The following is a 24603-nucleotide window of genomic DNA, read 5'->3' as shown; positions in this document are numbered from 1 at the left end:
AAGCCCGGCTGCGGCAATCGCAACCGGGCTCAATTTCTTCGCTAAACGCGCCTAGTGCAACTTTTCGGCAACCGTCGTAATTGAATCGTCAATCAGCGCACCCGCAGACTTCGCATCCATCTGTTTGGCGATCACATCTTTCGCGGCACCCACTGCAACTGCAATCGCCTGATCGCGCACTTCCTTGATCGCAGAAGCCTCGGCACTTGCGATCTGTTCTTCGGCGGCAGCAAGCCGACGTGTGATCGATTTAGCGATATCTTCCTTGGCAGCAGTCGCAGCGTTGGTCGCCTCTTCCTTGGCAGCCGCGACGATCCGTGCGGATTGTTCCTGCACTTCTTTCTGCTTGCGCTCATAGCTGGCCAGCAACGACTGGGCTTCTTCGCGCAGCGCCTTGGCTTCATCCAGCTCTGCCCTGATGCCGTCAGCACGCTTGTCCAGCATACCACCCACAAGGCGGGGCACCTTGTAGTAGAGCAAGATGCCGATAAAGATCGCAAAAGCGATCGTGACGACAAAATCTGTGTTGGCCAACGAAAAGAACGGTTTGTCGCCCGCAGCGAGCGCGGGTCCCGCCGCAAGGGCGAACAGGAATGTAAGCATCATTCTCATGGTCTTATCCCTTCATCCGTGCAGTCACCGCAGCGGTGATCGTTTTCGCATCAGCCGTACTGCCGAAGGCTGCAACCAGTTCCTTGGCTGTGTCCTTGGCGACCTCGGTGACGCTATCGACAGCTCCGGCGCGAATTTCGGCAATCGCCGCTTCGCTTTCGGCAGTTTTGGCTGCGATTTGTGCGTCGGCCTTTTGCAGTTCGCCATCCAGTTCCGCCTGAATTTCCGCTTTTGCTTTGGCTACAATCTTTTGGGCCTCCGCGCGGGCATCCAGAAGCGCTTGATCATAAGCAGCCTCTGCTTCGGCCGCCTTGTTCTTGAGCTCTTCTGCTGCGGCAATATCGTTCGTGATCGTTCCAGAACGCTCTGCCAGCACCGCACTTATCCGCGGCAGGGCGATGCGCGACATCACAAAGTAGATCGCGACCAGAGTGACCAGCAGCCAGAAAATCTGGTTGGGCATCCAATCGGCGCATAGTTGCGGCATACCAAGGGCGGAACCCCCTGCATCAACGCAAACTCCTGCGACGTCTGTAGTATCTGTTGCCATGATGGTCCCCGAATACCTTGATGTTTTACCGACTGACGCGAAGGTACCGCGTCAGTCGGCCGTAAGGATATGGGTCGTGTTCTTAGACAGCGAACATCAGCAGAAGCGACACGAGGAAAGCGAAGATCCCCAGAGCTTCGGCGAATGCCAGACCGATGAACAATGTTGCTGTTTGACCAGCAGCAGCAGATGGGTTGCGCAGTGCGCCTGCAAGATAGTTACCTGCCACGTTGCCAACACCCAGTGCAGCCAAACCTGAACCGATTGCCGCAATGCCTGCGCCGATGTGTGCGAGATCGCCTTCCATGTGAATTCTCCTTACGATTGGAAGTTGAGTAGAGTGGCGGGATATCCCGCCGTTGTTAGTGTGCGGGGTGAAGTGCGTCTTTCAGATAAACACACGTCAAGATGGTGAAAACATAGGCCTGGATACCGCAGACAAGGATTTCCAGACCGTAGATCGCGATGATGCCGACAATCGCTGCGGGGCTGATCAGCGTTGCGGCGGCAAAGGCCGCGAACACCTTCAGAACCACGTGACCGGCGGCAATATTGCCAGCAAGACGAATAGACAGGCTGACCGGGCGCACAAAGTAAGAAATCACTTCGATGATGGCAATGATCGGGCGCAGGAACATCGGCGCATCCGACATCCAGAAAAGCCCCAGAAAGGCCGGACCGTTTTTGACAAAGCCAAGGATTGTGACGGCAGTAAAGACGCCAAAACCCAATATAACGGTCACTGCAATCATCGACGTCGGGGAATAGGACATCGGGATCAGTGCAAGGTAGTTGGAGAACAAAATAAACAGGAACAGCGTCATGATGTACGGGAAATACTTCACCCCGTCCTTGCCGGTCACGTCCTCGACCATCTTGTAGATAAAGCCGTACATCAGTTCGCCAATCGACTGGATACGGGTCGGAATCACGGCGCGACCGCGGCTGCCCAGAATAAACACAGCGGCAATCGCCAAAACTGCAACCGCCATCCAAAGGGTCACATTCGTCGGCGTATACCAGTGTACCGGTCCGCCACCAAACAAAGGTTTGACGATAAATTGATCCAGCGGATGGAATACAAGACCACCTTCGGAGTACTCTTCAGTCGCCACGTGCGTCACCCTCTTCTTTCGCAGCCTCAAGCTGCTTGCGTTGGACCTCTTTAGCCGATCGCATCATGGTAAGCACACCAGCCGCGAGGCCAAAAAATATAAACAGCACCAAGAAAATCGGCATGGTCCCAAAGAAGGTATCCAGCCCGTATCCAATGCCAAAGCCGATCCCGAGACCGGCAACAAGCTCTATCACCATCCGCCAGGCCAACTGCGCCTGAGAATAATGTTCCTCCGAGTGGTGCTTTTCCTCAGTCGGCTTGTTGAGCGCCGCGATCTTCGCTTCAAGTGCCTTCAGGCGGTCAGCGTCGTGCGGCTCAGACATTGGTAACACCCCTCACAAGGTTGTGGAGGGTTTAAGATCTGCCCCCCCTAGAGTCAAGCGACCGTTGCAACTGCTTTATCTTAATGTTCTCAATAACTTGACGTCATTATTATAAGCAGAATTCATGCCGTTCGATGCGCAAAACGCCCAAAGCGTTATTCAACCAAATGGTTGACGTTTCCCCGATCACACGCTTAATCGCACTGATGACCCGGCAACTTGATCAAACCTTCTCGGCCCTCGCCGACCCCACCCGACGCGCCATACTCGCGATGCTGCTGGAGGATGACATGGCCGTGACAGACGTGGCCGAACCGTTCGACATGTCTTTGGCGGCAATCTCGAAACATCTTGGCGTACTTACGATGGCTGGACTGATCTCTCAGGAAAAGCGTGGTCGGTTGAAGTGGTGCAAGCTGGAACCTGATGCGCTGCGCGAAGCGTCGGTCTGGATGCAGGCATTCGGACAGATGGACGCGATTGATCTGGACGCGTTCGAGAGCTTCTTGGCACAAGAACTGGACGCATCGCGTGAAGCATGATCCACCTTGGCTCAGTCTTCGCGCAGCAAGAGAACCAAAGCCGTCACTGTCAGCAGTAACCCCAGCATAATAAACAACGGCGGCGGTGTGCCGCCCAGTGCCAACTCCCACACGATGACCCACGACGGGGTGAGGTAGGTGTAGGCCATAACCTTCGAACTGGGCAATTGCATTGCCGCGAATTGCAACAGAACAAAGGTCGCAGCGCTCGCAAAGACTGCTGTATAAAGGATGGTGACCCAAACGATGACAGGCAAGGCTGTCCAGTCTGTCGTCGTTAGATCGCGCCACCCCCAGACGGTCAGCAAAATCGACCCTGACAGTAAAATCCCGAAGGAAAACACGACCGCCGTCTCACCGTGGTTCAACTTGCGCACCAACGGAGTGTATGCCGCATGTGCAACGCAGCCCCAGAAGTATACGAACTCGCCCCGCCCCAATTCAAACCGCAGGACCGCCGCAACGTCGGCGCGAAAGATGACCCAGAGTGCTCCCAGCGCACCGATCAGCAACGCAAGCGCCATGCGCCCGCTCAGCACCTGACGCAGCAAGAGCCATCCAAAACCAGCCGTCAGGATCGGTGTCAGCGTAAAGACTGCGGCCAGACTGACCGGCGGCGCTGTCTTGAGACCCTCGAACATCAAAACAAAATACGACATCAGCAATGCCGCCAGCAGCGGATACCGCCACGGCGCGCGCAATGAAGCGCGCGACAGGCCTGAGGTACCAAAGGCAGCCGCACCGATAATGATCGTGGCGATCCAGAAACGCACTGTATTCAACGCGCTTGGTGAAATCTCGTTCGCCGCCAGCGATCCCAGCGCAAAGGACCCCGCCACCAGCATCGAAAAACACAGCATCGCCAGATGCCCGGCGCGCGCGCCCGTCATCAGCATTCCAGCGGTTTGATGCGGTCCTTGAGGAAGCGCAGAAAGGTTTGCACCTTTGTCGTCCGGTGCAAATCGACGTGTGTGACGATCCAGAGCGGCGCAGACCAGTCATCGTGCCGCTCTACCACCTCTGTCAACTCCGGAAAGGCCTTCAACGCCTGAGCCGCGACAAAGCCGATACCCGCGCCCGCGACGATTGCATCCTGAATATTCCGACTGTCCGTTGCACGATAAGTAAAGCGATCTTCCGTGACCACCTGACGCAACCAATGGGTGAATGGCGCGCGGCTGCTGTCATTATCTTCGGTGACGAAGAAATGGTTTTGCAGATCCGCAACATCTTTGGGCTGTCCATGACGCGCGAGATAGGCTTCCGAGGCGACCAGCGCCATATGCTGGTGCATGAACGGCTGAACCACGTTGTCGGGTTCCTCGGGCATCTTGCCGGCACGGATGGCCACATGGGCCTCTCCATATTCCAGACGGAACACCCGTTCACCGGTGCGGTAGCGGATGTGAACCTCCGGATGTGCGACCTGAAACTCCACCAGTATGGGCGTCAAAAGTCGCGACGCCATACCCAGGGAGGTGATCACCAGATCGCCTGAAACCCCTTCGCCCTGCCCTTTGATCCGGCCTGCAAGCTGCGTGAACTGATCATCGGTCGCCTGTGCGACCTGCAAAAGATCCTGCCCTGCTTCCGTCGCCGTATAGCCCCGCGCATGACGCTGAAACAGCTTCACCCCCAAGCGTTGCTCCAGCGCGTCGATATGCCGGATCACCGTGGCATGGTGCACGCCCAGTTCCTCTGCGGCCCCGCTGACCGTACCCCTGCGCGCAACCTGATAGGCCGTTCTGATTTCGTCCCAGTTATCCATCTGCAATCCTGTGCGCTGGCAAACAATTCTTGTCGAAATTCGACCATATCGTTCGCCAATGCAAGCGGGAACGCCAATGGCAATGCGTTGAAAGGGCGCCAAACACCAGAAAGCCTTCGTCACGAAAGCCGCAGTCTGGACTGGACATCGTCCCCTGTGCGCTATTTGGTTATCCATGTTGAACTCATCTCATCTCATGACCGCGCTACGCGCTGCACTGACGCTCGCTTTCCTTTATTTCGGCATCCGCAAGCTGGGCAGCTTCAGCACGGACGTCGCAATCTACGAGGCAATCGGTTTCGGGCAGTTTCCCCGTTATATCACTGGCTCGATCGAAGTGTTCGGCGCTGTCCTGCTGTGGATGCGCGGCTGGGAAGGCTGGGCGGGCGTTTTGCTGCTGGGAACCATGATCGTGGGGCTGAGCGCGTTGCTGATCTGGGTGGGCCCGCCGTATTGGCATATGCTGATCCTGATGGTGGGAACAGGCATCGTGGCCTACGGGTACCGCGACCAGATTATCGCGTCGATCCGGTAAAGCAATTCACGAACTGCGGCCATGAACGCATTGCATACCCCAGATGTTGACTCACACCCTGCACAGGCGTAAACGGCGCCTAACACCCGGATAGCACCAGCTTTCCGGTCCCCGTCATTCAGGGGATCGCCCTCCGTCAGCGCGTCGCGCCCACGGGGGCACTACTGCTTTTCGCCTTGTGTTCTTATATACACACGGCAACCAAAACGAGACGAGGGCCTTGGCCAATGTTTGAAAATCTATCCGAACGCCTCTCCGGTGTCTTTGACAAGCTGACCAAGCAAGGCGCGCTGACGGATGATGACGTCAAGACAGCGCTGCGCGAAGTGCGCGTGGCATTGCTCGAGGCTGACGTGTCGCTGCCGGTTGCGCGCGATTTCATCAAGGCCGTGCAGGAAAAGGCAACCGGTCAGGCTGTTACCAAATCCATCACACCCGGCCAGCAAGTCGTCAAGATCGTCCATGATGAGCTGAAACATGTGCTCAGCGGCGACGAGGACCCCGGTGCGCTGAAAATCGACAACCCGCCAGCACCCATTCTGATGGTCGGTTTGCAGGGGTCTGGTAAAACGACCACGACCGCGAAACTTGCCAAGCGCCTGAAAGACCGCGAAGGCAAGCGCGTCCTGATGGCCTCGCTTGACACCAACCGCCCCGCCGCGATGGAACAGTTGGCAATTTTGGGTGTGCAGATTGGCGTGGACACACTGCCTATCGTCAAGGGCGAAGACCCTGTCGCCATCGCCAAGCGCGCCAAGATGCAGGCCAGCCTCGGCGGTTATGACGTGTACATGCTGGATACCGCAGGCCGGCTGCATATTGATCAAGAACTGATCGCGCAGGCCGCTGCCGTGCGCGATGTCGCCAACCCGCGCGAAACGCTGCTGGTCGTGGACGGCCTGACCGGGCAAGACGCGGTGAACGTGGCACAGGAATTCGATGACAAGATCGGCGTCACTGCCGTTGTCCTGACAAGAATGGATGGCGACGGACGTCGCGGTGCGGCCCTTTCGATGCGCGCGATCACCGGCAAGCCAATCCGCTTTGTGGGTCTTGGCGAAAAGATGGACGCGATCGAAACCTTCGAGCCGGAGCGGATTGCGGGCCGTATCCTTGGCATGGGGGATATCGTCGCACTCGTCGAGAAGGCGCAGGAAACCATCGAGGCTGAACAGGCCGAACGTATGATGAGGCGGTTCCAGCAGGGCCGTTTCAACATGAACGACCTCAAGATGCAGCTTGAACAGATGATGAAAATGGGCGGCATGGAAGGCATGATGGGCATGATGCCCGGTGCCGCCAAAATGGGAAAACAGATGGCGGCGGCGGGCATGGATGACAGCATCCTCAAGCGCCAGATCGCGCTGATCAACTCCATGACCAAGAAAGAACGTGCCAACCCCGACCTACTGGCCGCCAGCCGCAAGAAACGGATCGCCAAAGGTGCTGGCCTCGAAGTGTCCGAGTTGAACAAGCTCGTCAAACAGCATCGCCAGATGGCCGATATGATGAAGAAGATGGGCAAGGGCGGCATGCTGAAACAGGCCATGAAAGGTATGTTCGGCAAAGGCGGCGGGATGCCCGAAGGCGGCATGCCCGACATGAACGACCCCAAGGCGATGGCCGAAGCCGCCAAAGCGCTGCAAGGCAAGATGCCTCCCGGTGGTCTGCCGGGCTTTGGCGGTGGCGGTATGCAATTGCCCCCCGGACTTTCGGGCTTTGGGAAAAAGAAATAGCACCCATGACTTCATCTTGGCCAAAAAAACTCCCGCCGGAGGCTCCTGCCCTCTGCCGCATCGCTTGCACTGCCCACACAAGGACTGCCGCATGACTGACACCGCAACCCGTGCCGCAGAGATCCTCAAGGGACATCGCGAAAGCATCGACCGGCTTGACGCCATTCTCGTCTATACCTTGGGCGAACGGTTCAAGCACACGCAGGCTGTCGGGCGGCTGAAGGCCGAACACGACCTGCCCCCATCAGACCCCGCGCGTGAAGAAAGCCAGATCGCGCGGCTCACCGACCTTGCAAACCAGGCCGACTTGGACCCCGAATTTGCCAAGAAATTCCTGAATTTCATCATTCAGGAAGTCATCCAGCACCACAAACAACACCAATCGTAGGGTGGGTAAAACCCACACTAACAACCATTCTTAAGGAGAATACCCCATGTCTATGAAAATCCGTTTGGCCCGCGGTGGCTCGAAGAAACGTCCATTCTATGCAATCGTGGCAGCAGACAGCCGTATGCCACGCGATGGCCGCTTTATCGAAAAGCTGGGCACATATAACCCCATGCTGCCAAAAGACAGCGAAGAGCGCGTTCGAATGGACGTGGAGCGCGTAAAGCACTGGCTTGGTCAGGGCGCACAGCCGACCGACCGGGTTGCGCGCATGCTGGAAGCTGCAGGCGAACTGCCCAAGAAAGACCGCAGCAACCCCAAGAAAGGCACGCCGGGCAAAGCCGCTCAGGCGCGTGCCGAGGAAAAAGCTGCAAAAGCTGCCGCTGCTGAAGAAGCTGCAAACGCTCCTGCAGAAGAAGTGGCAGAAGCCGCAGCAGAAGAGTAAATCCTCTGACCGTTGTCCCGGTTTATGCCGGGGCAACATACCTTTCCCTTTGGGACCACATCTATGTTCCGCTTGCTGCGCACGATCATATTGGTGATGTTTGCTTTCGTGGCAGGCATGATGTTTGAACGTGAAGGCAGCCAAGGCATCTGCGAAAGCGGGGGCGGGCTATGGATCGAAAACATCTGCGTCGGACCGGAGTTTGATTGATGAGCGATCATGTCATCGTAGGCACCATTGGTGGCGCATTCGGAGTGCAGGGCGAAGTACGCCTGAAGTCCTATTGCGCCGACCCGCAGGCAATTGCCGATTACACACCGCTTTATACAGAAGACGGTCGTGCATTTGCACAGGTCGTGCTCACCGGACAGCTCAAGAACGGCTTTACCGCACGCCTTGACGGTGTGGTCACAAAAGAAGACGCCGACGCATTGCGCAATGTGAGCCTCTATGCCCCGCGCGATGTCATGCCGTCATTGCCCGATGACGAATACTACTACGCCGACCTTATAGGCCTGACCGTTGTGGACACCGGCGGCGCCATCTTGGGCACCGTCAAGAATGTCATGGACCACGGCGCGGGTGACCTGCTTGAGCTCAATGTACCGGGCCAAGCCGAAACTGTGCTTTTGCCATTTACTCAAGCCGCCGTACCTACAGTGGACCTGCGTGCCGAACGTATCGTTGCCGATCCGCCAGATGGTCTGTTTCCTTCCGATGAGTGACAAGACACCAAGATCCGCCGGACGCATCGCAGTCCGCCCGACACTGAAACCCCGCGAACTGATGACAGAGACACCTGATATCGCGGGGTGCTGGACGGCACAGATTATCACACTGTTCCCGCAGGTCTTTCCCGGTGTGCTGGGCGAAAGCCTGACCGGCAAAGCCTTGCAAGAGGGGCTTTGGCAGCTCCAGACTTATGATTTACGCACCTACGGTATCGGCAAGCATCGCAACGTCGATGATACCCCTGCAGGCGGCGGTGCAGGCATGGTTCTGCGCCCCGATGTGCTGGAAAAGGCGATCATGGACGCACGGCACCGGACCAAAGGTGTAGCCCCGCTGGTGTATCTGTCGCCGCGCGGACGCCGCTTTGATCAGGCGATGGCCCGGAACTGGGCGCGGATGGATGGTGTGACCATGCTGTGTGGTCGCTTTGAAGGCGTGGACGAGCGTGTCCTGCAACACTTTGGTATCGAAGAAGTCAGCTTGGGCGACTTCGTGTTGACGGGCGGCGAGATCGCGGCACAGGCAATGATCGATGCCACGGTGCGGCTGTTGCCCGGTGTGCTGGGTAATGCCGAAAGCGCCGTCGAGGAAAGCTTTGCCACAGGCCTGCTGGAGCATCCGCAGTTCACCAAGCCCGCCGAATGGCAGGGGCGGCGCATCCCCGAAGTGCTCTTGTCAGGCAACCACGCCAAGATAGCCGAATGGCGTCGCGAAATGTCGGAAAGGCTGACGCAGGAGCGTCGGCCTGATCTTTGGCAGGAACAGCCAAAGAAATAGCGACCGATTTCCGGCAAGCCCCTTGATCCGTATGCGCCCCCCGCTTATACGACGTCATTCTCGGTCAGTACGCTGATTCCGAGTGTTGGTTTATGGAACCATCTGGAGCATGAGAGCGCCTTCGTTGGTGCAGTCCTCACCAGACAGGCCGGACAACCACAACAAAGAAATGATGACGCATCTCTGGCGGGCAGGCGACTGGACCCGGGAACGACACAGAGCTCTGGGCCGCGGCAACAAACATTGCGGATAACCGCAAGCATTTTAAAGGAGCGTTTCAGATGAACCTGATCGCAGAACTCGAAGCGGAACAAGTGGCCGCACTTGGGGCGACTATCCCCGACTTCAAAGCGGGTGACACCATCCGCGTCGGTTACAAGGTGACCGAAGGCACACGCAGCCGTGTGCAGAACTATGAAGGCGTTTGCATCGCCCGCAAGAACGGCAAGGGCATTGCCGGTTCTTTCACAGTGCGCAAAATTTCCTTTGGCGAAGGTGTGGAGCGTGTATTTCCGCTGCACTCCACCAACATCGACAGCATCACCGTGATCCGCCGCGGTCGCGTACGTCGCGCCAAGCTGTACTATCTCCGGTCACGTCGCGGAAAATCCGCACGTATCGCAGAAGTCTCCAACTACAAGGCGCCCAAGGGCGCCGAAGCGTAAGGATTGCAGAGATGAAAAAAGATACGCATCCCGATTACCACATCATCGACGTCAAAATGACCGATGGCACCGTGGTTCAGATGAAATCCACATGGGGCAAGGAAGGCGATACGATGTCGCTTGATATTGACCCATCCGTGCACCCTGCATGGAACGGTGGTTCCACACGCTTGATGGACGCCGGTGGCCGTGTGTCCAAGTTCAAAAACAAGTACGCAGGTCTTGGATTTTAAGACCCCCCGGGTTTTACCCACGTTGCGAAAATTCAAACGCCGCTCCTCATTGGGGCGGCGTTTTGTTTTGTGCCTGAGGAGTGTAGGCAGACGGTGATCTACCTTACCGGAAAAATCGATGAACCAGCCCCTGAGCAGCCTGATCGTCCAGAACGCGGAAAAGCGTGGCGACTTTGATAACCTGCCCTGTGCAGGCAAAGCCGTCGCCGCATCTTGATGATCCGCAGAATGCCGTGCTCAACGGATGATGCAGGAAGCGAACGCCAATTCACCGGTTGTCCTCCTGCGCCGTCAAATCCTTGAGGCGCAGGAGAAGCTGAAAACACTGACCGCCGCGGCCGAGCGTAAGGCCGAACAAACCCGTCTGTCAGAGTTGCACACAAAGCTTGCCATCAAGATGGAAGCTTTCCGCAAATACAGTTAAGCCGCAGATTGCCCGCGTGAGCGATTACCGCCACCGCCGCCACCATTGCGACGCCTACCGCCAGATTTAGCCTGACCGCCAGCCGGTTTACCAGCGGCACGCTGCCCGCCACCGCGGTTTCCACCGCCGCCATTAGGGCGCTTTTTCTGCCCCGGCTGGATTTCCCACGGACGCCCTGACCCGATAGGGATGGTGTCCTTCATCGCTTTTTCGATGTCCTGCAATTCGATCATTTCATCGGGTGCCACCAGAGCCACCGCACTGCCATCAGCTCCTGCACGCGCGGTACGCCCGATCCGGTGCACATAGTTTTCGGCAACATTTGGCAGGTCGTAGTTGTAGATGAAGCGCACATCGGGAATGTCGAGGCCGCGTGCGGCCACGTCAGTCGCCACCAGAACACGGGTCTTGCCCGCCTTGAAAGCATCCAGGGCGCGCTGGCGCTGACCTTGGGATTTGTTGCCGTGAATGGATGCAGCTGCAAAACCTTTCTTCTCAAGCACTTTATAAAGCTTCTCGCAGCCATGTTTGGTGCGGCCAAAGACAATTGCAAGTTCATCGCGATGCTTGTCGAGCAGTTCGATCAGCAGGTCCGTCTTGGCAGCTTGCGCCACAAAATGCACAGACTGGTTGATCTTTTTCACGGCCTGCCCCGGAGGGTTCACCTGCACGCGCACGGCGTCGGACAGATAGGTATTCGCCAGTTCACCCATCAGTTTCGGCATCGTCGCCGAGAACATCATGGTCTGACGGTCTTTGGCCAAAAGCGGCGCGATACGGCGCAAGGCGTGGATAAAGCCCATGTCGAGCATCTGGTCGGCCTCGTCCAGTACCAGATAGACGGTTTCGTCCAGACGCACGGCGCGCCGGTCCAGAAGGTCGATCAGGCGACCGGGTGTGGCCACCAGCAGGTCAACACCGCCAGCCAGACGCTTGGTCTGCGCCACAATCCCTGCCCCACCAACGACCAGCGCCACTTTCAGATGGCTGCCTTTGGTATAAGCGGTCAGGTTGTCGGCGATCTGCTTGGCCAACTCACGTGTCGGTGCAAGGATCAGGCCGCGTGCAGTCTTGGCGTTTGGCTTTACACCCGCTTTCATCAGCGCGTGGATCATCGGCAGGCCGAAGGCTGCGGTCTTGCCGCTGCCGGTTTGGGCCAGCCCCATGACGTCGCGGCCGTTCATGGCGTGCGGAATCGCTTGGGTCTGGATCGGGGTAGGATCGGTGATCCCTTGGTCTTTGAGTATTTCTATCAGTCGGGGCGCAAGGCCCAGCATGTCAAAATCCATGAATGGATATCCTAATTTCTAGCAGGCCAACGGCCCGCGCATATCATACAGCCCACGGCAAAATGCCATGGACCCGTGCAAAGGTTGCGCCAATATGCTGACAGCCAGAACCGCATTGTCCGGGCGCCGATGTGGCGCGGGACCCCTGCGTGATGTGGGAACCTGAAGTTTAAACGACACCTTGCGGATGGACCTGTCCGGTCTCGCTCTGCTCACGCGGCAGCTTGTGTCGGTTATGGCTGACATGAGGCTTTCGACGGCTTCTGTCAAGGGTCCATGAAAATGTCCTGCCACGTGTTGCATGTGCTTTCCCTCACATCACCCACATCATATAGTAGCCCGTAGCAGGAAAAGACGGGGAATCGGGCAGTGGCGCATATTATCGTGGTCGGCAACGAAAAGGGCGGCGCAGGCAAATCTACAGTCTCGATGCATGTGGCGACAGCTTTGGCACGCATGGGGCATAAGGTAAGCACGCTGGACCTTGATCTGCGCCAAAGAACGCTGGGGCGGTATATTCATAACCGCCAGTCCTTTCTGCAACAAAAGCGGCTGGACTTGCCGACACCATCCTATCACGAATTGCCCGAGATTGATCAAAACCTGCTGAAACCCGGCGAGAACGCCTTTGATCACCGCCTGTCCATGGCTGTCGCGCGGATGGAAGCGGACGCCGATTTCATTCTGATCGACTGTCCCGGATCACATACCCGGCTCAGTCAGGTTGCACATTCGCTCGCCGATACACTGATTACGCCGCTGAATGACAGTTTTATCGATTTTGATCTGCTGGCCCATGTGGACAGCGATGGAGAGGATATCACCGGCCCATCTGTCTATTCTGAAATGGTCTGGAATGCCCGCCAGTTGCGCGCTCAGGCCGGGCTCAAGCCAATTGACTGGATCGTCGTGCGCAACCGGCTGGGAGCGCAGGCGATGGTGAACAAGCAAAAGATGGAACGGGCAATCGCAAAGTTGGCCAAGCGTATCGGCTTTCGCATAGCGCCCGGATTCAACGAGCGGGTCATTTTCCGGGAGTTGTTCCCGCGCGGACTGACGTTGCTGGACCTGCGCGATATCGGCGTGAAGGGGATGAATATCTCGAATGTGGCGGCACGACAGGAGCTGCGCGAATTGATCAAGGCATTGGACCTGCCGGGCGTGACAGCCGATTTCTAAGCCCCTGTCTGGGTTTGTGATAAAAACTTCATCACATCAGTCTTTCGTTAACGGGATCAGCGGAATAGGATACCTACGAAAGGGAGGATGTTTTGTGCGAAAACTGATCTCGTTACAGCGATACTCAACATTTGCTTTGGTCGCTGCCTTGGCGCTTGTGTGTTTCATCGCGGGATTTTGGGTCACTTGGGCCTTTATTCCGTTTCTAATTTTTGCGGCACTCACGGCGCTCGGCATCCACGACACCAGACAGACCAGCCATGCGATTGTGCGCAACTATCCGGTCTTGGGCCACATCCGGTTCTTGTTTGAAAAGATCCGTCCCGAAATCCGCCAGTACTTGATCGAGGGCGACCAGGAAGAACAGCCCTTCAGCCGCGAACAGCGCTCGCTTGTGTATCAACGATCCAAGGGGGCCGAGGACAAACGGCCCTTTGGCAGTCATGAGCGCGTTTATGAAGCAGGGTATTCCTGGCTGACCCACTCGGTCGAGCCAACCTACTTCAAAAACACAGATTTCCGTGTCACCATCGGCGGAGACAAGTGTAAACAGCCTTACAATGCATCGCTCTACAATATCTCTGCGATGAGTTTCGGGTCGCTTTCGGCAAATGCAATTTCTGCGTTGAACAAGGGGGCAAAGATCGGCGGCTTTGCCCATGATACCGGCGAAGGCGGCATCAGCCGTTATCACCGCGAAGGCGGTGGCGATTTGATCTACGAGGTGGGATCGGGATATTTTGGTTGCCGCAGTCGCGATGGCAGCTTCAATCCTGAAAAGTTTGCCAAGCAAGCCACGGATGAGCAGGTCAAGATGATCGAAATCAAGCTTAGCCAAGGTGCGAAGCCGGGCCACGGCGGCATGCTGCCCGCCGCCAAGATCACCCCCGAGATTGCAGAAGCCCGCGATATTCCCATGGGTTTCGACTGTATATCACCTGCCGGTCACAGTGCGTTTTCAGGCCCGTTGGAACTGATGCTCTTTGTCGGCCAGTTGCGAGAACTGTCCGGTGGCAAACCGATTGGGTTCAAGCTTTGCATCGGCCACCGGCGTGAATTCATGTGCATGGTCAAGGCGATGCTGGAAACCGGCATCATCCCCGATTTCATCGTCGTGGACGGGACCGAAGGCGGCACCGGTGCGGCACCGTTGGAGTTTGCAAACCACGTGGGCATGCCGATGGTCGAGGGGCTGACGTTTGTTCACAACACACTGCGCGGCGCGGGTATTCGCGATCAGGTCAAGATCGGGGCTGCAGGCAAGGTCGTGAGTGCGTTTGATATCGCCCGCGCGTTGTCGATCGGTGCGGATTGGTGCAATTCGGCCCGCGGCTATATGTTCGCCATCGGCTGCATTCAGGCGCAGGCCTGTCACACCAACCACTGCCCTGTGGGTGTGACGACGCAAGACCCGCTGCGCCAGGCGGCCCTGGATGTGAACGACAAGAGCAAGCGCGTGGCACGTTTTCACGCCAATACGCTCAAAGCCTTGGGTGACATGTCGGGGGCTGCCGGGCTGGACGACCCTTGCGGGTTCCTGCCCTACCACTTCATGACGCGCAAAGGTGACGGGCAGATGACCGAAGCGGCAGATGTCTATACCTATCTGCGCGAAGGCTTTCTGCTGGATGATGGTGATGACAATCCGGTCTACCGCGAACGCTGGGCGCGGGCGAACGCACGCAGCTTTGCCCCGCCAGAGCCGACCAAGGCCTAGTCGTCTTCGGGGCGCGGTGGCGTCTTGCCTGCCGCCCGCATGAACAGCGATACCCTTGGTGTCGTTCCGGTTTCCGTACGCGAGCGCGTGCGCAGAACAGGCGTGTTTTCGGATGTCCCGCTGCGGCTTTCGCGCAACACGATATAGAGACCGCTTGCAATGATGATCCCCGCACCAATGGCCGTCGGTCCGTCGATCGTTTCGTCAAAAAACAGGTAACCGAAAATCGTCGCCCAAATGATTTGGCTATATTGCATCGGCGCGATAATGGCTGCTTCGCCTGACTGGTAAGCTGAAATCACAAGTCGGCTGGCGACCCAGGCAAAGACCGCAATGATACCCAGCAGGCCCAAATGCTCGACCGGCATGGGTTCGTAAACAAAAGGCAGCGCACAAGCCATGACGATGAAGTTCACCATCATGGGATAAAGCAACATGACGACCGGCCGTTCCTCAGACCCGATCTTGCGAACGACGATCGAAGCGAGCGACCCGCCAATCGCCGCAGCCAAGGCAGCCAGATGGCCAAGCGACAGGTCGGTTTGGCCCGGTCGCAGCACGACCATGACCCCGCCAAGCCCGACCAGCACCGCCAGCCAGCGGCGCAGGCGGACGGTTTCACCCAGGACCGGGATTGCGAGGATCGTGATCAGAAGCGGCGCGGCAAAAAGGATCGTATAGGTCTGGGCCAGCGGTAGCACTGAAAAGGCATAGAAGGCCGAAACCCCCGTCACGACCGCAGCAACAGTACGCAACGCCAGCCACCACGGATGCACAGGCACGAGGGTTCCGGGGCGAGCATCCCGCATCATCATCACCATCGCGAGGGGAAAGCTGAGCAGGACACTGAAAAAGACGATTTGAAACGGCGAATAGATGCCGCCGAGGATTTTCACCACGACGTCATGCGTCGAGAAGATGCCAAACGCCAGCAGCGCCAGCAGCGCACCCTTGGCATTGGAAGACATCAGACGCTTGCGTCAAGCGCGGCTAGGATGACATCACCCATTTCGGTCGTGCTGAGAGGTGTGCCGCCTTCGGGGGCCATCAGATCAGCCGTGCGCGCACCGTCAGCGAGGACTTTCTCGATTGCAGCTTCCAGTCGGTCGGCCTCAGCCCCTTCGTCGAAGGAATAGCGCAGCGCCATTGCGAAGCTGAGGATGCAGGCGATCGGGTTCGCCTTGCCTTGCCCGGTAATGTCAGGGGCTGATCCATGGACCGGTTCGTACATTGCCTTGGGACGACCGCTTGCCATCGGCAGGCCAAGCGAGGCAGAGGGCAACATACCAAGGGAGCCAGTCAGCATTGCCGCACAATCAGACAGGATATCTCCGAAGAGGTTATCGGTCAGGATCACGTCAAACTGCTTGGGTGCGCGCACCAGTTGCATCGCTCCGTTGTCCGCGTACATATGGCTCAACGCGACTTCGGGATAGTCGGCATGCACTTCGGTCACGACATCGCGCCACAAGATGCCGCTTTCCATCACATTGGCCTTCTCCATCGAGCAGACCTTCTTGCCACGCTTCATCGCCAGATCAAAGGCGGCGCGGGCCGCGCGCTCGATCTCGGCTTCGGTGTAGCGTTGGGTGTTGATGCCCACGCGCATATTGTCTTCGATATGGATACCGCGTGGCTCTCCGAAGTAGACGCCAGAGGTCAACTCGCGCACGATCATGATGTCGAGGCCTGCGACGATGTCTTTCTTGAGTGACGAGAAATCAGCCAGCGCATCAAAACATTGGGCAGGGCGCAGGTTGGCAAAGAGATCCATTTCCTTGCGCAGGCGCAGCAGGCCGCGCTCGGGTTTCACGCTGAAATCGAGATCGTCGTACTTCGGTCCACCAACGGCACCCAGCAGAACCGCGTCGACCTCTTGCGCCTTGGCCATCGTGTCATCGTGCAAGGGCACACCGTGAACGTCATAGGCAGCACCGCCAACAAGATCTTCGGACACGTCAAAGGACAGATCGCGCTTGTCGCCGAACCAACCGATGATCCGCTTCACTTCATCCATGACTTCGGGGCCGATGCCGTCACCGGCGAGGATCAAAAGGGAAGGGTTTGCCATTGTCGTTCGTCCTTGCTTGAATTCATTGCACAGGGCCTAACGCGATGGCGCCGCAGGTTCAAGATACCAAGGAGCGGAACCCTTTCACCAAAAGCACCCGAACGCGCCTGATAGCGGCGTAAACGGCCTCATGCGCAGTCAGATGCCCCAAAAAACCGACAGAAGGTTAAGTGTTGACGGCTGTGGTTCTAACGATTGATGTCGATCCAGACAAGGCGATGCGCCCCGGCAGCCAGCCCGTCGTCGCCGATAAACGGGCGTTCTGGATCATCCGGCGCTGGCCAGAACACGCCTGCGTCTATGACCGTCCAATCAACAGACGGTAAGACATAGCTGACCCGCAAATCGCCGGGGCCATCCTGTGGCCAGCCGGCGGTATCCCTGCCTGGCAGCGGGTCTTGTAGCATCGGATTTTGCAGGAATGCGGCCATGGCACCGGGAAACCCTTCTCCACCTGCGGGGTCCAGATTGGCATTGCCCACGATCACGAAACTGTCGGGGGCGGGGCCGAAGTGCCCGTCCAGAACCGCCTCCCACAAAGCCAGCTCATCGCGGTTGCGCAGTCCGTTCATGTCTTCCGGGCCATCAAAGACAGGCGGTGTGGCGGAATATGCTAACAGCGAAAGCGCAGGGCCATCGGGGAACGCAACAGGGACGATCCAGTGCCCGGTGGACGACACACGCAAAATATCCTGCGCCGCAGCACTCGGAAAGGGCTTGCCTGCGACCTGCGGCAAGGTTGCGCCCGGTACGTCTTTCCAGCGTGTTGCGGACAGGTCGGTGACATTTTCTTCCCTGATAGGGAAACGCGACAGGATCGCCATACCGCCGTCGCCGGCAAATCGCCCGTACCCATGCGCATCACGCGCGTCGCCCAACCAGCCGTCGCCATCAAGATCAAGTCCGGTCTGCAAACCTGCGTTGGGTTTCAGCGCAAGGCTGTAAGGGTAGTGAGGCTCAAAACTGCGTGCAAATTCATGCAGCGCGAATAGATCATGATCAAAATCGAAATCGGTCAGCACAAGCACATCGGGGCCAATTCTGGCAATGATGCGCTGGATGGCCGCGATTTGCGGATCATCCCCGCGCTGTAAATCACGCAAAAGCAATCCGGGACCGTCGCGGCTTAGCGGGGCGGAAAACGTCGCAATGCGATAGGTGTCAGCCTGCGCTGTGCCCGCCAGACAAAATGCGATCAGTAGGTAGCACTTTGCGTTGGGCCAACACGATCGTATGCCTTTCGGCGCTGTACTTCGATCATCTGTGCGACCCGACTGAGGGCGACACCGCGCATCAGGATACTGGCTGGCAGAAATGCCCATGCGGAAACCGTCCAAATCAAGGTCTGCGGATTATCAAGGTTGATTGGTGTGCCCAGCGCCGCAACCAGCTTGACCACCGCTGGCACCAAGAATGGCAGCAAGAACCCTAATATGATGTTAACGCGGCCATCCCGCTGCAGTCGTTTGACCACATCGCCGCCTGCCGTGGGGTCGAACGTCGGCAGGTTGATCCAGACATTGAAGGCACCTGTGCGCCTTGGCCATTGGTAAAGACGCAGCAAAATAACAAACCAGATGACGGAAAAAACAGAGACAAGATAGCTGAGGCCGGCAGCATCACGCAAGTGCTGGATCACTGAAGGATCGGTACCGTCAGGCATCATGATCAGCATAAGGCGCACCGGCGAATACGGGAAATCGATCGTCTGACCAATGACGTTGCCACTGTTTTGAAAATACATCGAGATCGCGTTGGGAGTTTCGACACCTTTGAAGATCATCGACAGGCAAAACACAGTGGCGAAAAGCGCCGAAAAACGCACACGATTGAACGGCGGTGCATCGCGGAACTCGACAAGGCTGGGACTGCTGGAGCTATACTCTACAATCGTGAACAGGGCGCCAAAGATCGCGACAAGTACGATGATCTGCGCGTTGTCTGACCCTGAATTCGGCAACAACAGATAGGGCATGATGATCAACATCACGATCAATACGGCTCTGACCAATGCTGCGGGCAATCGAGCTAGCACTGCATTTTTCCTCTACTGGGCCACGATATGCTGCGCATAAGTCATTTTTGTGGCCCGCTTAACACAACGAACATCTTTATTTTTGAGATAATTCTGAACAAATAGTGCACCTTGCATCAACTCATGCGGGGAGGAAACGAAGCGGATATGCCATTTTGGCTGTAAAGTGATGCCGGAATGTCACCGAACTGCTGCTTTTTTGTCATCAGACACTCCCAAGCAAGAGGTAGCTTGAAGCGGGCAAACACAAAAAGGGCCGCTTCCTTTTGAAGCGGCCCTTTCTTAAATTTCTCTGATCCGTTCTTACACCCACGGGCGCGCGGCGCTTGCCGTGGCTTCATAGGTGTCGATGGATGCGGCCTTTTCCATGGTCAGGCCAATGTCATCGAGACCATTCATCAGACAGTGCTTCTTGAAGGCGTCCACTTCAAAGCTGAAAACATCGCCGTCTGACGACGTCACTGTCTGCGCGTCGAGATCGACTTCGATCCGCGCGTTCGATCCTTTTTCGGCATCCTTCATCAGCACATCGACTTGGTCCTGCGGCAATGCAATCGGCAAGATGCCGTTCTTGAAGCAGTTGCTGTAGAAGATGTCGGCATAACTGGGCGCAATCACGCAGGTGATCCCGAAATCTGCAATCGCCCATGGTGCGTGTTCACGCGATGAGCCGCAACCGAAGTTATCGCCAGCGACAAGGATCTGCGCCTCACGGTACTGCGGTTTGTTCAGCACGAAATCAGCGATTTCGTTGCGGTCATCATCATAGCGCATCTCGTCGAACAGGTTCACGCCAAGGCCGGAGCGCTTGATCGTTTTCAGAAACTGCTTTGGGATGATCATATCGGTGTCGACATTGACCAAGGGCATCGGCGCGGCGATGCCGCTAAGGGTTGTGAACTTTTGCATTACATCATCTCCCGCACGTCGGTCAGTTTACCTGTGATAGAAGCTGCCGCCGCCATCGCAGGGGACATCAGGTGCGTACGTCCGCCCCGCCCTTGCCGCCCTTCAAAGTTGCGGTTGGATGTGGCCGCACAGCGTTCGCCCGGTGCCAGTTGGTCGGGGTTCATCGCCAGACACATGGAACAGCCCGCAAGACGCCATTCGAAACCGGCGTCGATAAAGATCTGCGCTAGCCCCTCTTCTTCCGCTTGAGCCCGCACCAAGCCAGAGCCCGGTACGACCATTGCGCGCAGACCGTCCTTTTTCTTCTTGCCCTTCAGGATCGCCGCAGCAGCCCGCAAGTCTTCGATCCGGCCGTTCGTGCAGGAGCCGATAAAGACAGTGTCGATCTCAATTTCAGATAAGGGGGTGCCCGGCTTGAGGTTCATATAGTCGAGCGACCGCTGTGCCGCACCGACCTTGCCGCCTTCGAAATCGTCGGCAGATGGTACTGTCGCAGTGATCGGCAGCACATCCTCGGGAGAGGTGCCCCATGTCACAACCGGCGCGATGTCTTCACCTTTCAGGGTGACGACCTTGTCAAAATGCGCACCTTCGTCGGTAAAGAGGGTCTTCCAATAGGCGACAGCCGCTTCCCAAGCCGCACCCTTTGGTGCGTGAGGACGGCCCTTGCAGTAGTCATAGGTTTTCTCATCAGGTGCGATAAGTCCGGCACGCGCGCCGCCTTCGATCGCCATGTTGCAGACCGTCATCCGGCCTTCCATTGACAGATCACGGATCGCTTCGCCGCAGTATTCAATCACATAACCGGTGCCGCCAGCGGTACCTGTCGCACCGATCACAGACAGGGTAATATCCTTGGCCGTCACACCGGGGGGCAGCTTGCCCGTAATCTCGACCTTCATGTTCTTGGATTTCTTCTGGATCAGCGTCTGCGTGGCCAGCACGTGCTCAACCTCGGAGGTTCCGATGCCATGCGCCAGCGCACCAAAGGCCCCGTGGGTCGCCGTGTGGCTGTCACCACACACAACGGTCATGCCCGGCAAGGTCCAGCCTTGTTCGGGTCCGACGATATGCACGATGCCCTGACGCACATCTGAAACCGGATAGTAGTGAATGCCGAAGTCTTTGGCATTGGTATCAAGGGCGGCAACCTGAATGGCGCTGTCCTCGGTCATGTTCTTGGGATCATCGCGGCCCGGTGTGGTCGGCACGTTGTGGTCCGGCACGGCGATGGTTTTCTCAGGTGCGCGGACTTTACGACCAGCCATTCGCAGCCCTTCAAAGGCCTGCGGGCTGGTCACTTCGTGCACCAGATGGCGGTCGATATACAGCAGGCAGGTGCCGTCGTCGGCTTCGTGGGCTACATGCGCATCCCAGATTTTATCATAGAGCGTTTTGGGGGACATTGTCCTCTCCCGTATCAAAATGTCAGTGGTCGTCGGGCGAGCGGAAACGGGCAGCCTTATCCGCGGGCTAGGATGGTGCAGCGCGCACCGAAGAACCGCCAAGGCAGGCGGGCGCGGTCATCCATATCAAAAACCTTTTTCATGAAAACGCAGATACACCTCTGCGGGTCCCTAAACAAGCCTCTCTCGTCGTGAACAAGCTAGGACAAGAGGTTTGGGTGCGGTCCGACCTGCGCTGCGATAGCGGCAACAGTGTTCTGCGGCATGAAGTAGTCGTTGTCGGCTGCATCGGTGTAAACGACTTCGATCTGGTAATTGTTTTCGATGAATGTTTGCAGATCTTCTTGCGTGGGGTTCGTTTCGCCCCTGAAAAAGGCCGCGGCCTCTTCGAATTCAGAATCCGGAAAATCTTCGGGGTTGAGTAATTTCGCTGAAATAAAGATACCGTTGACCGTTTCGCCGTTTTCTTCAATTGATCCGGTGGCCGCTTCGAAACCGACCTGCGGAACAACATCTGAATCGCCCAGATCAATGTCCACGGTCAGGATGAGGCGATGTTCGCCCCTATCATCGGCATCCAAAGGGTTTCCGTTGTCGAACTCGTCGATGATCGCAAAGGTTTCTACGTCGTCCTCAATATTCGCCAGCGCATAGAAATCTGTCGATCCCGCATCGTCGCTGAGTGTCGCGGTGCCGGTCACAAGAACAAGCGTGTCCTTCTCGTCTGCAATATCATTGTCATTGTCATCGACACCGCCAGCCGCAAAACCACCACCGCCCCAGATATATATCGTATCCTCGCCACCTTCGCCCCGAAGCGTGTCAGTGCGATCAACCGCGTTGACCAGTTCGCCATCAATCAAACGCGCATCAAATCCACCATAAATAAGATCGTCACCACGGCCACCACGCATGATATCAGAACCGTAACCACCATCCAGCATGTCATCTCCTGCACCACCCAGGATCGTATCATTTCCATCATCACCGTTGATGGTATCATTCCCCGCGCGACCTTCGAGAATATCGCGATTGTCGCCGCCGTTGATCACGTCATTACCTTCGCCACCAATGACCGCGTCCTGCCCCGCACCCGCATTAATGGTATCATTGCCCAGAAAGCCAAGGATCACATCATCACCTTCGGTGCCCTCGATCTCATCGTCTTCAAAAGTGCCCCGGATTTCGCCATCGTCGCGGTCGTCGTCATCGTCGCCTGCCAGCAGCGGGATAAGCAAAGCCCCCGACGCGGCAAGAAGCAATAAAACAGTTATATCCATGACCTGGCTTTCTGAGATCAGTTTCCACTGAAAGTGTTAGCCGGTCCCAAACCACCAAACAAGGTTGTTTGGTCTTTGGTGCCATGGCGGTCTGATGACACACATCAACCGCGACTTGCTTGCATGTCGGCCACATGCAAACCTTTAAGTCAGAATGCGGTGATCAGGATAAAATGGCCCAGCACGAAACCACACCGGAGCCCCAATTCATCAGCGAACCTTTCGAGGCACCGCTTGTTGAGGTTATCGACATTGGTAACGACCTGCTGATGCAGGCCCAACTGTTTGTCGAGAACATGTTCCGGACATGGAACCTGTATCAGCTTTTGATCGCGATCGGAGTGTTCGTTGCAGCCCAACTACTGCGCGCGGTCCTCGGCCCGCGTATTCGCAAATGGATGGGAACACGCGAGAACTGGCCAAAATGGCGCATGCGTATTCTTGTCGTCGTGCACCAACGACTGCGCGCGATCTTCTTTGTTGTCCTGATTTGGACCGTCATTTTCACGATGCGCGAGGTGACGTGGCCAAGCCGGAGCTATCTTCTCGGCGTGATCGGCACCTTGGCTCTGGCATGGCTCTTGATTGTCTTTGCCACCCGCCTGATCAAAAGCCCGATCTTGCGACGGTTCGTGCGTTACGGTGCGTGGACATGGGCGACATTGCAGATACTTGGCCTTTTGGATGCCGCGGAACGTCTGCTTGACAGCATTGCCTTCAGCATCGGTGAAATCCGCTTTTCGATGCTTCTGCTAATACAGGGCCTTGTTATCCTTGGGGTGCTGATCGCGCTGGCCCGTTTCTTTACCGCCACGACAGCAAGCCGGATCAGATCGAACGAAGACATCAGCCCCTCGATGCAGGTGCTGATCGTCAAAGGCGTCCAGATCGCGTTTTACGGGGCTGCGCTCTTTCTTGGTGTGCGCGCGCTGGGGATCGACCTGACAGGCCTTGCAGTGCTGTCCGGCGCGATTGGTGTGGGCCTTGGTTTCGGCTTGCAAAAAGTGGTGTCCAACCTTGTCTCGGGTGTGATCATCCTGCTGGATAAATCCATCAAGCCCGGCGATGTGATCAGCCTTGGCGATACCTTCGGCTGGATCAGTTCACTGGGCGCGCGCTATGTCTCGGTCGTGACCCGCGACGGGCGTGAATACCTGATCCCCAACGAAGACCTGATCACCGGACAAGTGGTCAACTGGTCGCATTCAAACGAGTTTGTGAGGCTTGATATCAATTTCGGCACCTCCTACCACGACAACCCCCACGAAGTGCGCCGCATCGCGATCGAGGCCGCCCAGAGTGTTGACCGTGTCCTGGCCGACCGCAACACGGTGTGTCATATCGTGGGCTTCGGGGACAGTTCGGTCGATTATCTGCTGCGGTTCTGGATCAGGGACCCGACGGGTGGACTGACCAACATCCGCGGCAATGTCTACCTTGCACTATGGGATGCGTTCAAAGAACATGGCATCAGCATTCCGTTCCCGCAAAGAGAGGTGAAGCTGCTGGAAAGCGAGCAGGTGAATGTGCGGATGGGGGATTAGAGGGCAAGGGGCAGGTGTGTGGACTTTTGAAACATTCGCTGATTTGGCACCAACGGCTGGTATTCGCTCAGGTGACATGGCAATCCCAAACTCTAGTTTAAGAAGGACAAAAATGCTAATGTCTAAGCTCAGGAGTCGGCAGCCGCGCTGCTGATGGTTACGCACAGCGAGTCGCTGGCGGCGCGGCTGGATCGCACGCTGCGCAGGTCGATCAGCACGTGACGGGGCGCGGGAGGCCCCCAGAGGCTCTCATATCTCCCTCCACCCAGTCGGAGCCAGGTGAGGTGGCCCTGCTCGTCCCCCCCCTCCCGCCAGGTGCGCCGAAG

At 57.2% G+C, this 24603-nt stretch carries 29 protein-coding genes; 14 read left to right on the top strand and 15 right to left on the bottom strand.

The features are described 5' to 3' along the window. Positions 1 to 51: 51 nt before the first annotated feature. The 5 genes from R6T97_RS02190 to R6T97_RS02170 all read right to left on the bottom strand — a co-directional run bounded on the left by R6T97_RS02190 (position 52) and on the right by R6T97_RS02170 (position 2602). Positions 52 to 612 (bottom strand): F0F1 ATP synthase subunit B, encoded by a 561-nt coding sequence (locus R6T97_RS02190; RefSeq protein WP_410347673.1) that lies wholly within the window; start codon positions 610 to 612, stop codon positions 52 to 54. 4 nt (positions 613 to 616) lie between these two features. After that, positions 617 to 1162, bottom strand: coding sequence for a F0F1 ATP synthase subunit B' (locus tag R6T97_RS02185; RefSeq protein WP_410347672.1), 546 nt, complete (start codon positions 1160 to 1162; stop codon positions 617 to 619). An 82-nt stretch (positions 1163 to 1244) separates the two neighbouring features. Further along, positions 1245 to 1469, bottom strand: a complete 225-nt coding sequence (locus R6T97_RS02180) for a F0F1 ATP synthase subunit C (protein ID WP_055293956.1) — start codon at positions 1467 to 1469, stop codon at positions 1245 to 1247. Between the two features lie 55 nt (positions 1470 to 1524). Next, entirely contained in the window at positions 1525 to 2277 is a 753-nt protein-coding gene (locus tag R6T97_RS02175; protein ID WP_410347671.1) for a F0F1 ATP synthase subunit A, read from the bottom strand. Further along, positions 2267 to 2602, bottom strand: a complete 336-nt coding sequence (locus R6T97_RS02170; protein ID WP_410347670.1) for an AtpZ/AtpI family protein — start codon at positions 2600 to 2602, stop codon at positions 2267 to 2269. Before R6T97_RS02170 ends, R6T97_RS02175 begins: the two co-directional genes overlap by 11 nt. 206 nt (positions 2603 to 2808) lie before the next feature. Between R6T97_RS02170 and R6T97_RS02165 the strand changes: the two genes are divergently transcribed. Next, positions 2809 to 3144, top strand: coding sequence for an ArsR/SmtB family transcription factor (locus R6T97_RS02165; RefSeq protein WP_410347681.1), 336 nt, complete (start codon positions 2809 to 2811; stop codon positions 3142 to 3144). A gap of 11 nt (positions 3145 to 3155) precedes the next feature. On the opposite strand, the gene R6T97_RS02160 is transcribed toward R6T97_RS02165, so the two are convergent. Further along, positions 3156 to 4034 (bottom strand): DMT family transporter, encoded by an 879-nt coding sequence (locus R6T97_RS02160; protein WP_410347669.1) that lies wholly within the window; start codon positions 4032 to 4034, stop codon positions 3156 to 3158. Continuing rightward, positions 4034 to 4912 carry a LysR family transcriptional regulator gene (locus R6T97_RS02155; RefSeq protein ID WP_410347668.1) on the bottom strand — a complete coding sequence of 293 codons (879 nt, stop codon included), beginning with the start codon at positions 4910 to 4912 and terminating at the stop codon, positions 4034 to 4036. Before R6T97_RS02155 ends, R6T97_RS02160 begins: the two co-directional genes overlap by 1 nt. A gap of 196 nt (positions 4913 to 5108) precedes the next feature. Between R6T97_RS02155 and R6T97_RS02150 the strand changes: the two genes are divergently transcribed. The 10 genes from R6T97_RS02150 to R6T97_RS02105 all read left to right on the top strand — a co-directional run bounded on the left by R6T97_RS02150 (position 5109) and on the right by R6T97_RS02105 (position 10847). Continuing rightward, positions 5109 to 5447 (top strand): hypothetical protein, encoded by a 339-nt coding sequence (locus R6T97_RS02150; RefSeq protein WP_410347667.1) that lies wholly within the window; start codon positions 5109 to 5111, stop codon positions 5445 to 5447. Between the two features lie 227 nt (positions 5448 to 5674). Next, positions 5675 to 7183 carry a signal recognition particle protein gene (gene ffh, locus R6T97_RS02145; RefSeq protein ID WP_410347666.1) on the top strand — a complete coding sequence of 503 codons (1509 nt, stop codon included), beginning with the start codon at positions 5675 to 5677 and terminating at the stop codon, positions 7181 to 7183. A 91-nt stretch (positions 7184 to 7274) separates the two neighbouring features. After that, a complete protein-coding gene (locus R6T97_RS02140; RefSeq protein WP_410347665.1) occupies positions 7275 to 7571 on the top strand; it encodes a chorismate mutase in 297 nt (98 codons plus the stop codon). Between the two features lie 46 nt (positions 7572 to 7617). Beyond that, positions 7618 to 8016 (top strand): 30S ribosomal protein S16, encoded by a 399-nt coding sequence (rpsP, locus tag R6T97_RS02135; RefSeq protein WP_410347664.1) that lies wholly within the window; start codon positions 7618 to 7620, stop codon positions 8014 to 8016. A 63-nt stretch (positions 8017 to 8079) separates the two neighbouring features. After that, the gene (locus tag R6T97_RS02130) at positions 8080 to 8226 is read left to right on the top strand and encodes a hypothetical protein (protein WP_410347663.1); all 147 of its coding nucleotides are present in this window, start codon (positions 8080 to 8082) and stop codon (positions 8224 to 8226) included. Then, entirely contained in the window at positions 8226 to 8741 is a 516-nt protein-coding gene (gene rimM / locus R6T97_RS02125) for a ribosome maturation factor RimM (protein ID WP_410347662.1), read from the top strand. The genes R6T97_RS02130 and rimM overlap by 1 nt, the downstream gene beginning before the upstream one ends. After that, positions 8734 to 9525: a tRNA (guanosine(37)-N1)-methyltransferase TrmD gene (gene trmD / locus R6T97_RS02120; protein ID WP_410347661.1), complete on the top strand. Its 792-nt coding sequence runs from the start codon at positions 8734 to 8736 to the stop codon at positions 9523 to 9525. Before rimM ends, trmD begins: the two co-directional genes overlap by 8 nt. 281 nt (positions 9526 to 9806) lie before the next feature. After that, entirely contained in the window at positions 9807 to 10190 is a 384-nt protein-coding gene (rplS, locus tag R6T97_RS02115) for a 50S ribosomal protein L19 (protein ID WP_410347660.1), read from the top strand. Positions 10191 to 10201: 11 nt separating this feature from the next. Continuing rightward, entirely contained in the window at positions 10202 to 10423 is a 222-nt protein-coding gene (gene rpmE, locus R6T97_RS02110; RefSeq protein ID WP_055293927.1) for a 50S ribosomal protein L31, read from the top strand. Between the two features lie 244 nt (positions 10424 to 10667). Next, complete coding sequence (locus R6T97_RS02105; RefSeq protein ID WP_410347659.1) at positions 10668 to 10847, top strand: hypothetical protein; 180 nt, start codon at positions 10668 to 10670, stop codon at positions 10845 to 10847. Here R6T97_RS02105 and R6T97_RS02100 read toward each other — a convergent pair. Beyond that, positions 10844 to 12136, bottom strand: coding sequence for a DEAD/DEAH box helicase (locus tag R6T97_RS02100; protein ID WP_410347658.1), 1293 nt, complete (start codon positions 12134 to 12136; stop codon positions 10844 to 10846). The genes R6T97_RS02105 and R6T97_RS02100 overlap by 4 nt on opposite strands. 369 nt (positions 12137 to 12505) lie before the next feature. Here R6T97_RS02100 and R6T97_RS02095 point away from each other — a divergent pair, with 369 nt between their 5' ends. Both R6T97_RS02095 and R6T97_RS02090 read left to right on the top strand, forming a co-directional pair. Further along, the gene (locus R6T97_RS02095; RefSeq protein ID WP_410347657.1) at positions 12506 to 13315 is read left to right on the top strand and encodes a division plane positioning ATPase MipZ; all 810 of its coding nucleotides are present in this window, start codon (positions 12506 to 12508) and stop codon (positions 13313 to 13315) included. 94 nt (positions 13316 to 13409) lie between these two features. Then, complete coding sequence (locus tag R6T97_RS02090) at positions 13410 to 15032, top strand: FMN-binding glutamate synthase family protein (RefSeq protein ID WP_410347656.1); 1623 nt, start codon at positions 13410 to 13412, stop codon at positions 15030 to 15032. On the opposite strand, the gene R6T97_RS02085 is transcribed toward R6T97_RS02090, so the two are convergent. The 7 genes from R6T97_RS02085 to R6T97_RS02055 all read right to left on the bottom strand — a co-directional run bounded on the left by R6T97_RS02085 (position 15029) and on the right by R6T97_RS02055 (position 22733). Beyond that, positions 15029 to 16000: a DMT family transporter gene (locus tag R6T97_RS02085; protein ID WP_410347655.1), complete on the bottom strand. Its 972-nt coding sequence runs from the start codon at positions 15998 to 16000 to the stop codon at positions 15029 to 15031. The genes R6T97_RS02090 and R6T97_RS02085 overlap by 4 nt on opposite strands. Further along, positions 16000 to 17103 carry a 3-isopropylmalate dehydrogenase gene (gene leuB / locus R6T97_RS02080; protein ID WP_410347654.1) on the bottom strand — a complete coding sequence of 368 codons (1104 nt, stop codon included), beginning with the start codon at positions 17101 to 17103 and terminating at the stop codon, positions 16000 to 16002. Before leuB ends, R6T97_RS02085 begins: the two co-directional genes overlap by 1 nt. 188 nt (positions 17104 to 17291) lie before the next feature. After that, complete coding sequence (locus tag R6T97_RS02075; protein WP_410347653.1) at positions 17292 to 18206, bottom strand: endonuclease/exonuclease/phosphatase family protein; 915 nt, start codon at positions 18204 to 18206, stop codon at positions 17292 to 17294. Positions 18207 to 18298: 92 nt separating this feature from the next. Then, positions 18299 to 19138 (bottom strand): hypothetical protein, encoded by an 840-nt coding sequence (locus R6T97_RS02070; protein WP_410347652.1) that lies wholly within the window; start codon positions 19136 to 19138, stop codon positions 18299 to 18301. A gap of 303 nt (positions 19139 to 19441) precedes the next feature. Continuing rightward, entirely contained in the window at positions 19442 to 20047 is a 606-nt protein-coding gene (leuD, locus tag R6T97_RS02065; protein WP_410347651.1) for a 3-isopropylmalate dehydratase small subunit, read from the bottom strand. Continuing rightward, positions 20047 to 21453 (bottom strand): 3-isopropylmalate dehydratase large subunit, encoded by a 1407-nt coding sequence (leuC, locus tag R6T97_RS02060; protein WP_410347650.1) that lies wholly within the window; start codon positions 21451 to 21453, stop codon positions 20047 to 20049. Before leuC ends, leuD begins: the two co-directional genes overlap by 1 nt. Before the next feature lie 200 nt (positions 21454 to 21653). Next, positions 21654 to 22733: a calcium-binding protein gene (locus R6T97_RS02055; RefSeq protein WP_410347649.1), complete on the bottom strand. Its 1080-nt coding sequence runs from the start codon at positions 22731 to 22733 to the stop codon at positions 21654 to 21656. A 173-nt stretch (positions 22734 to 22906) separates the two neighbouring features. On the opposite strand from R6T97_RS02055, the gene R6T97_RS02050 reads away from it, so the two are divergent. After that, entirely contained in the window at positions 22907 to 24277 is a 1371-nt protein-coding gene (locus tag R6T97_RS02050; RefSeq protein ID WP_410347648.1) for a mechanosensitive ion channel family protein, read from the top strand. Positions 24278 to 24603: the final 326 nt, after the last annotated feature.

The sequence above is a fragment of the Yoonia sp. genome (assembly GCF_046498525.1).
In the GTDB taxonomy this organism is placed as follows: domain Bacteria; phylum Pseudomonadota; class Alphaproteobacteria; order Rhodobacterales; family Rhodobacteraceae; genus Yoonia.
The sequence above is the reverse complement of the archived record's forward strand: the minus strand, read 5'-3'. Positions and strand labels throughout refer to the sequence as shown.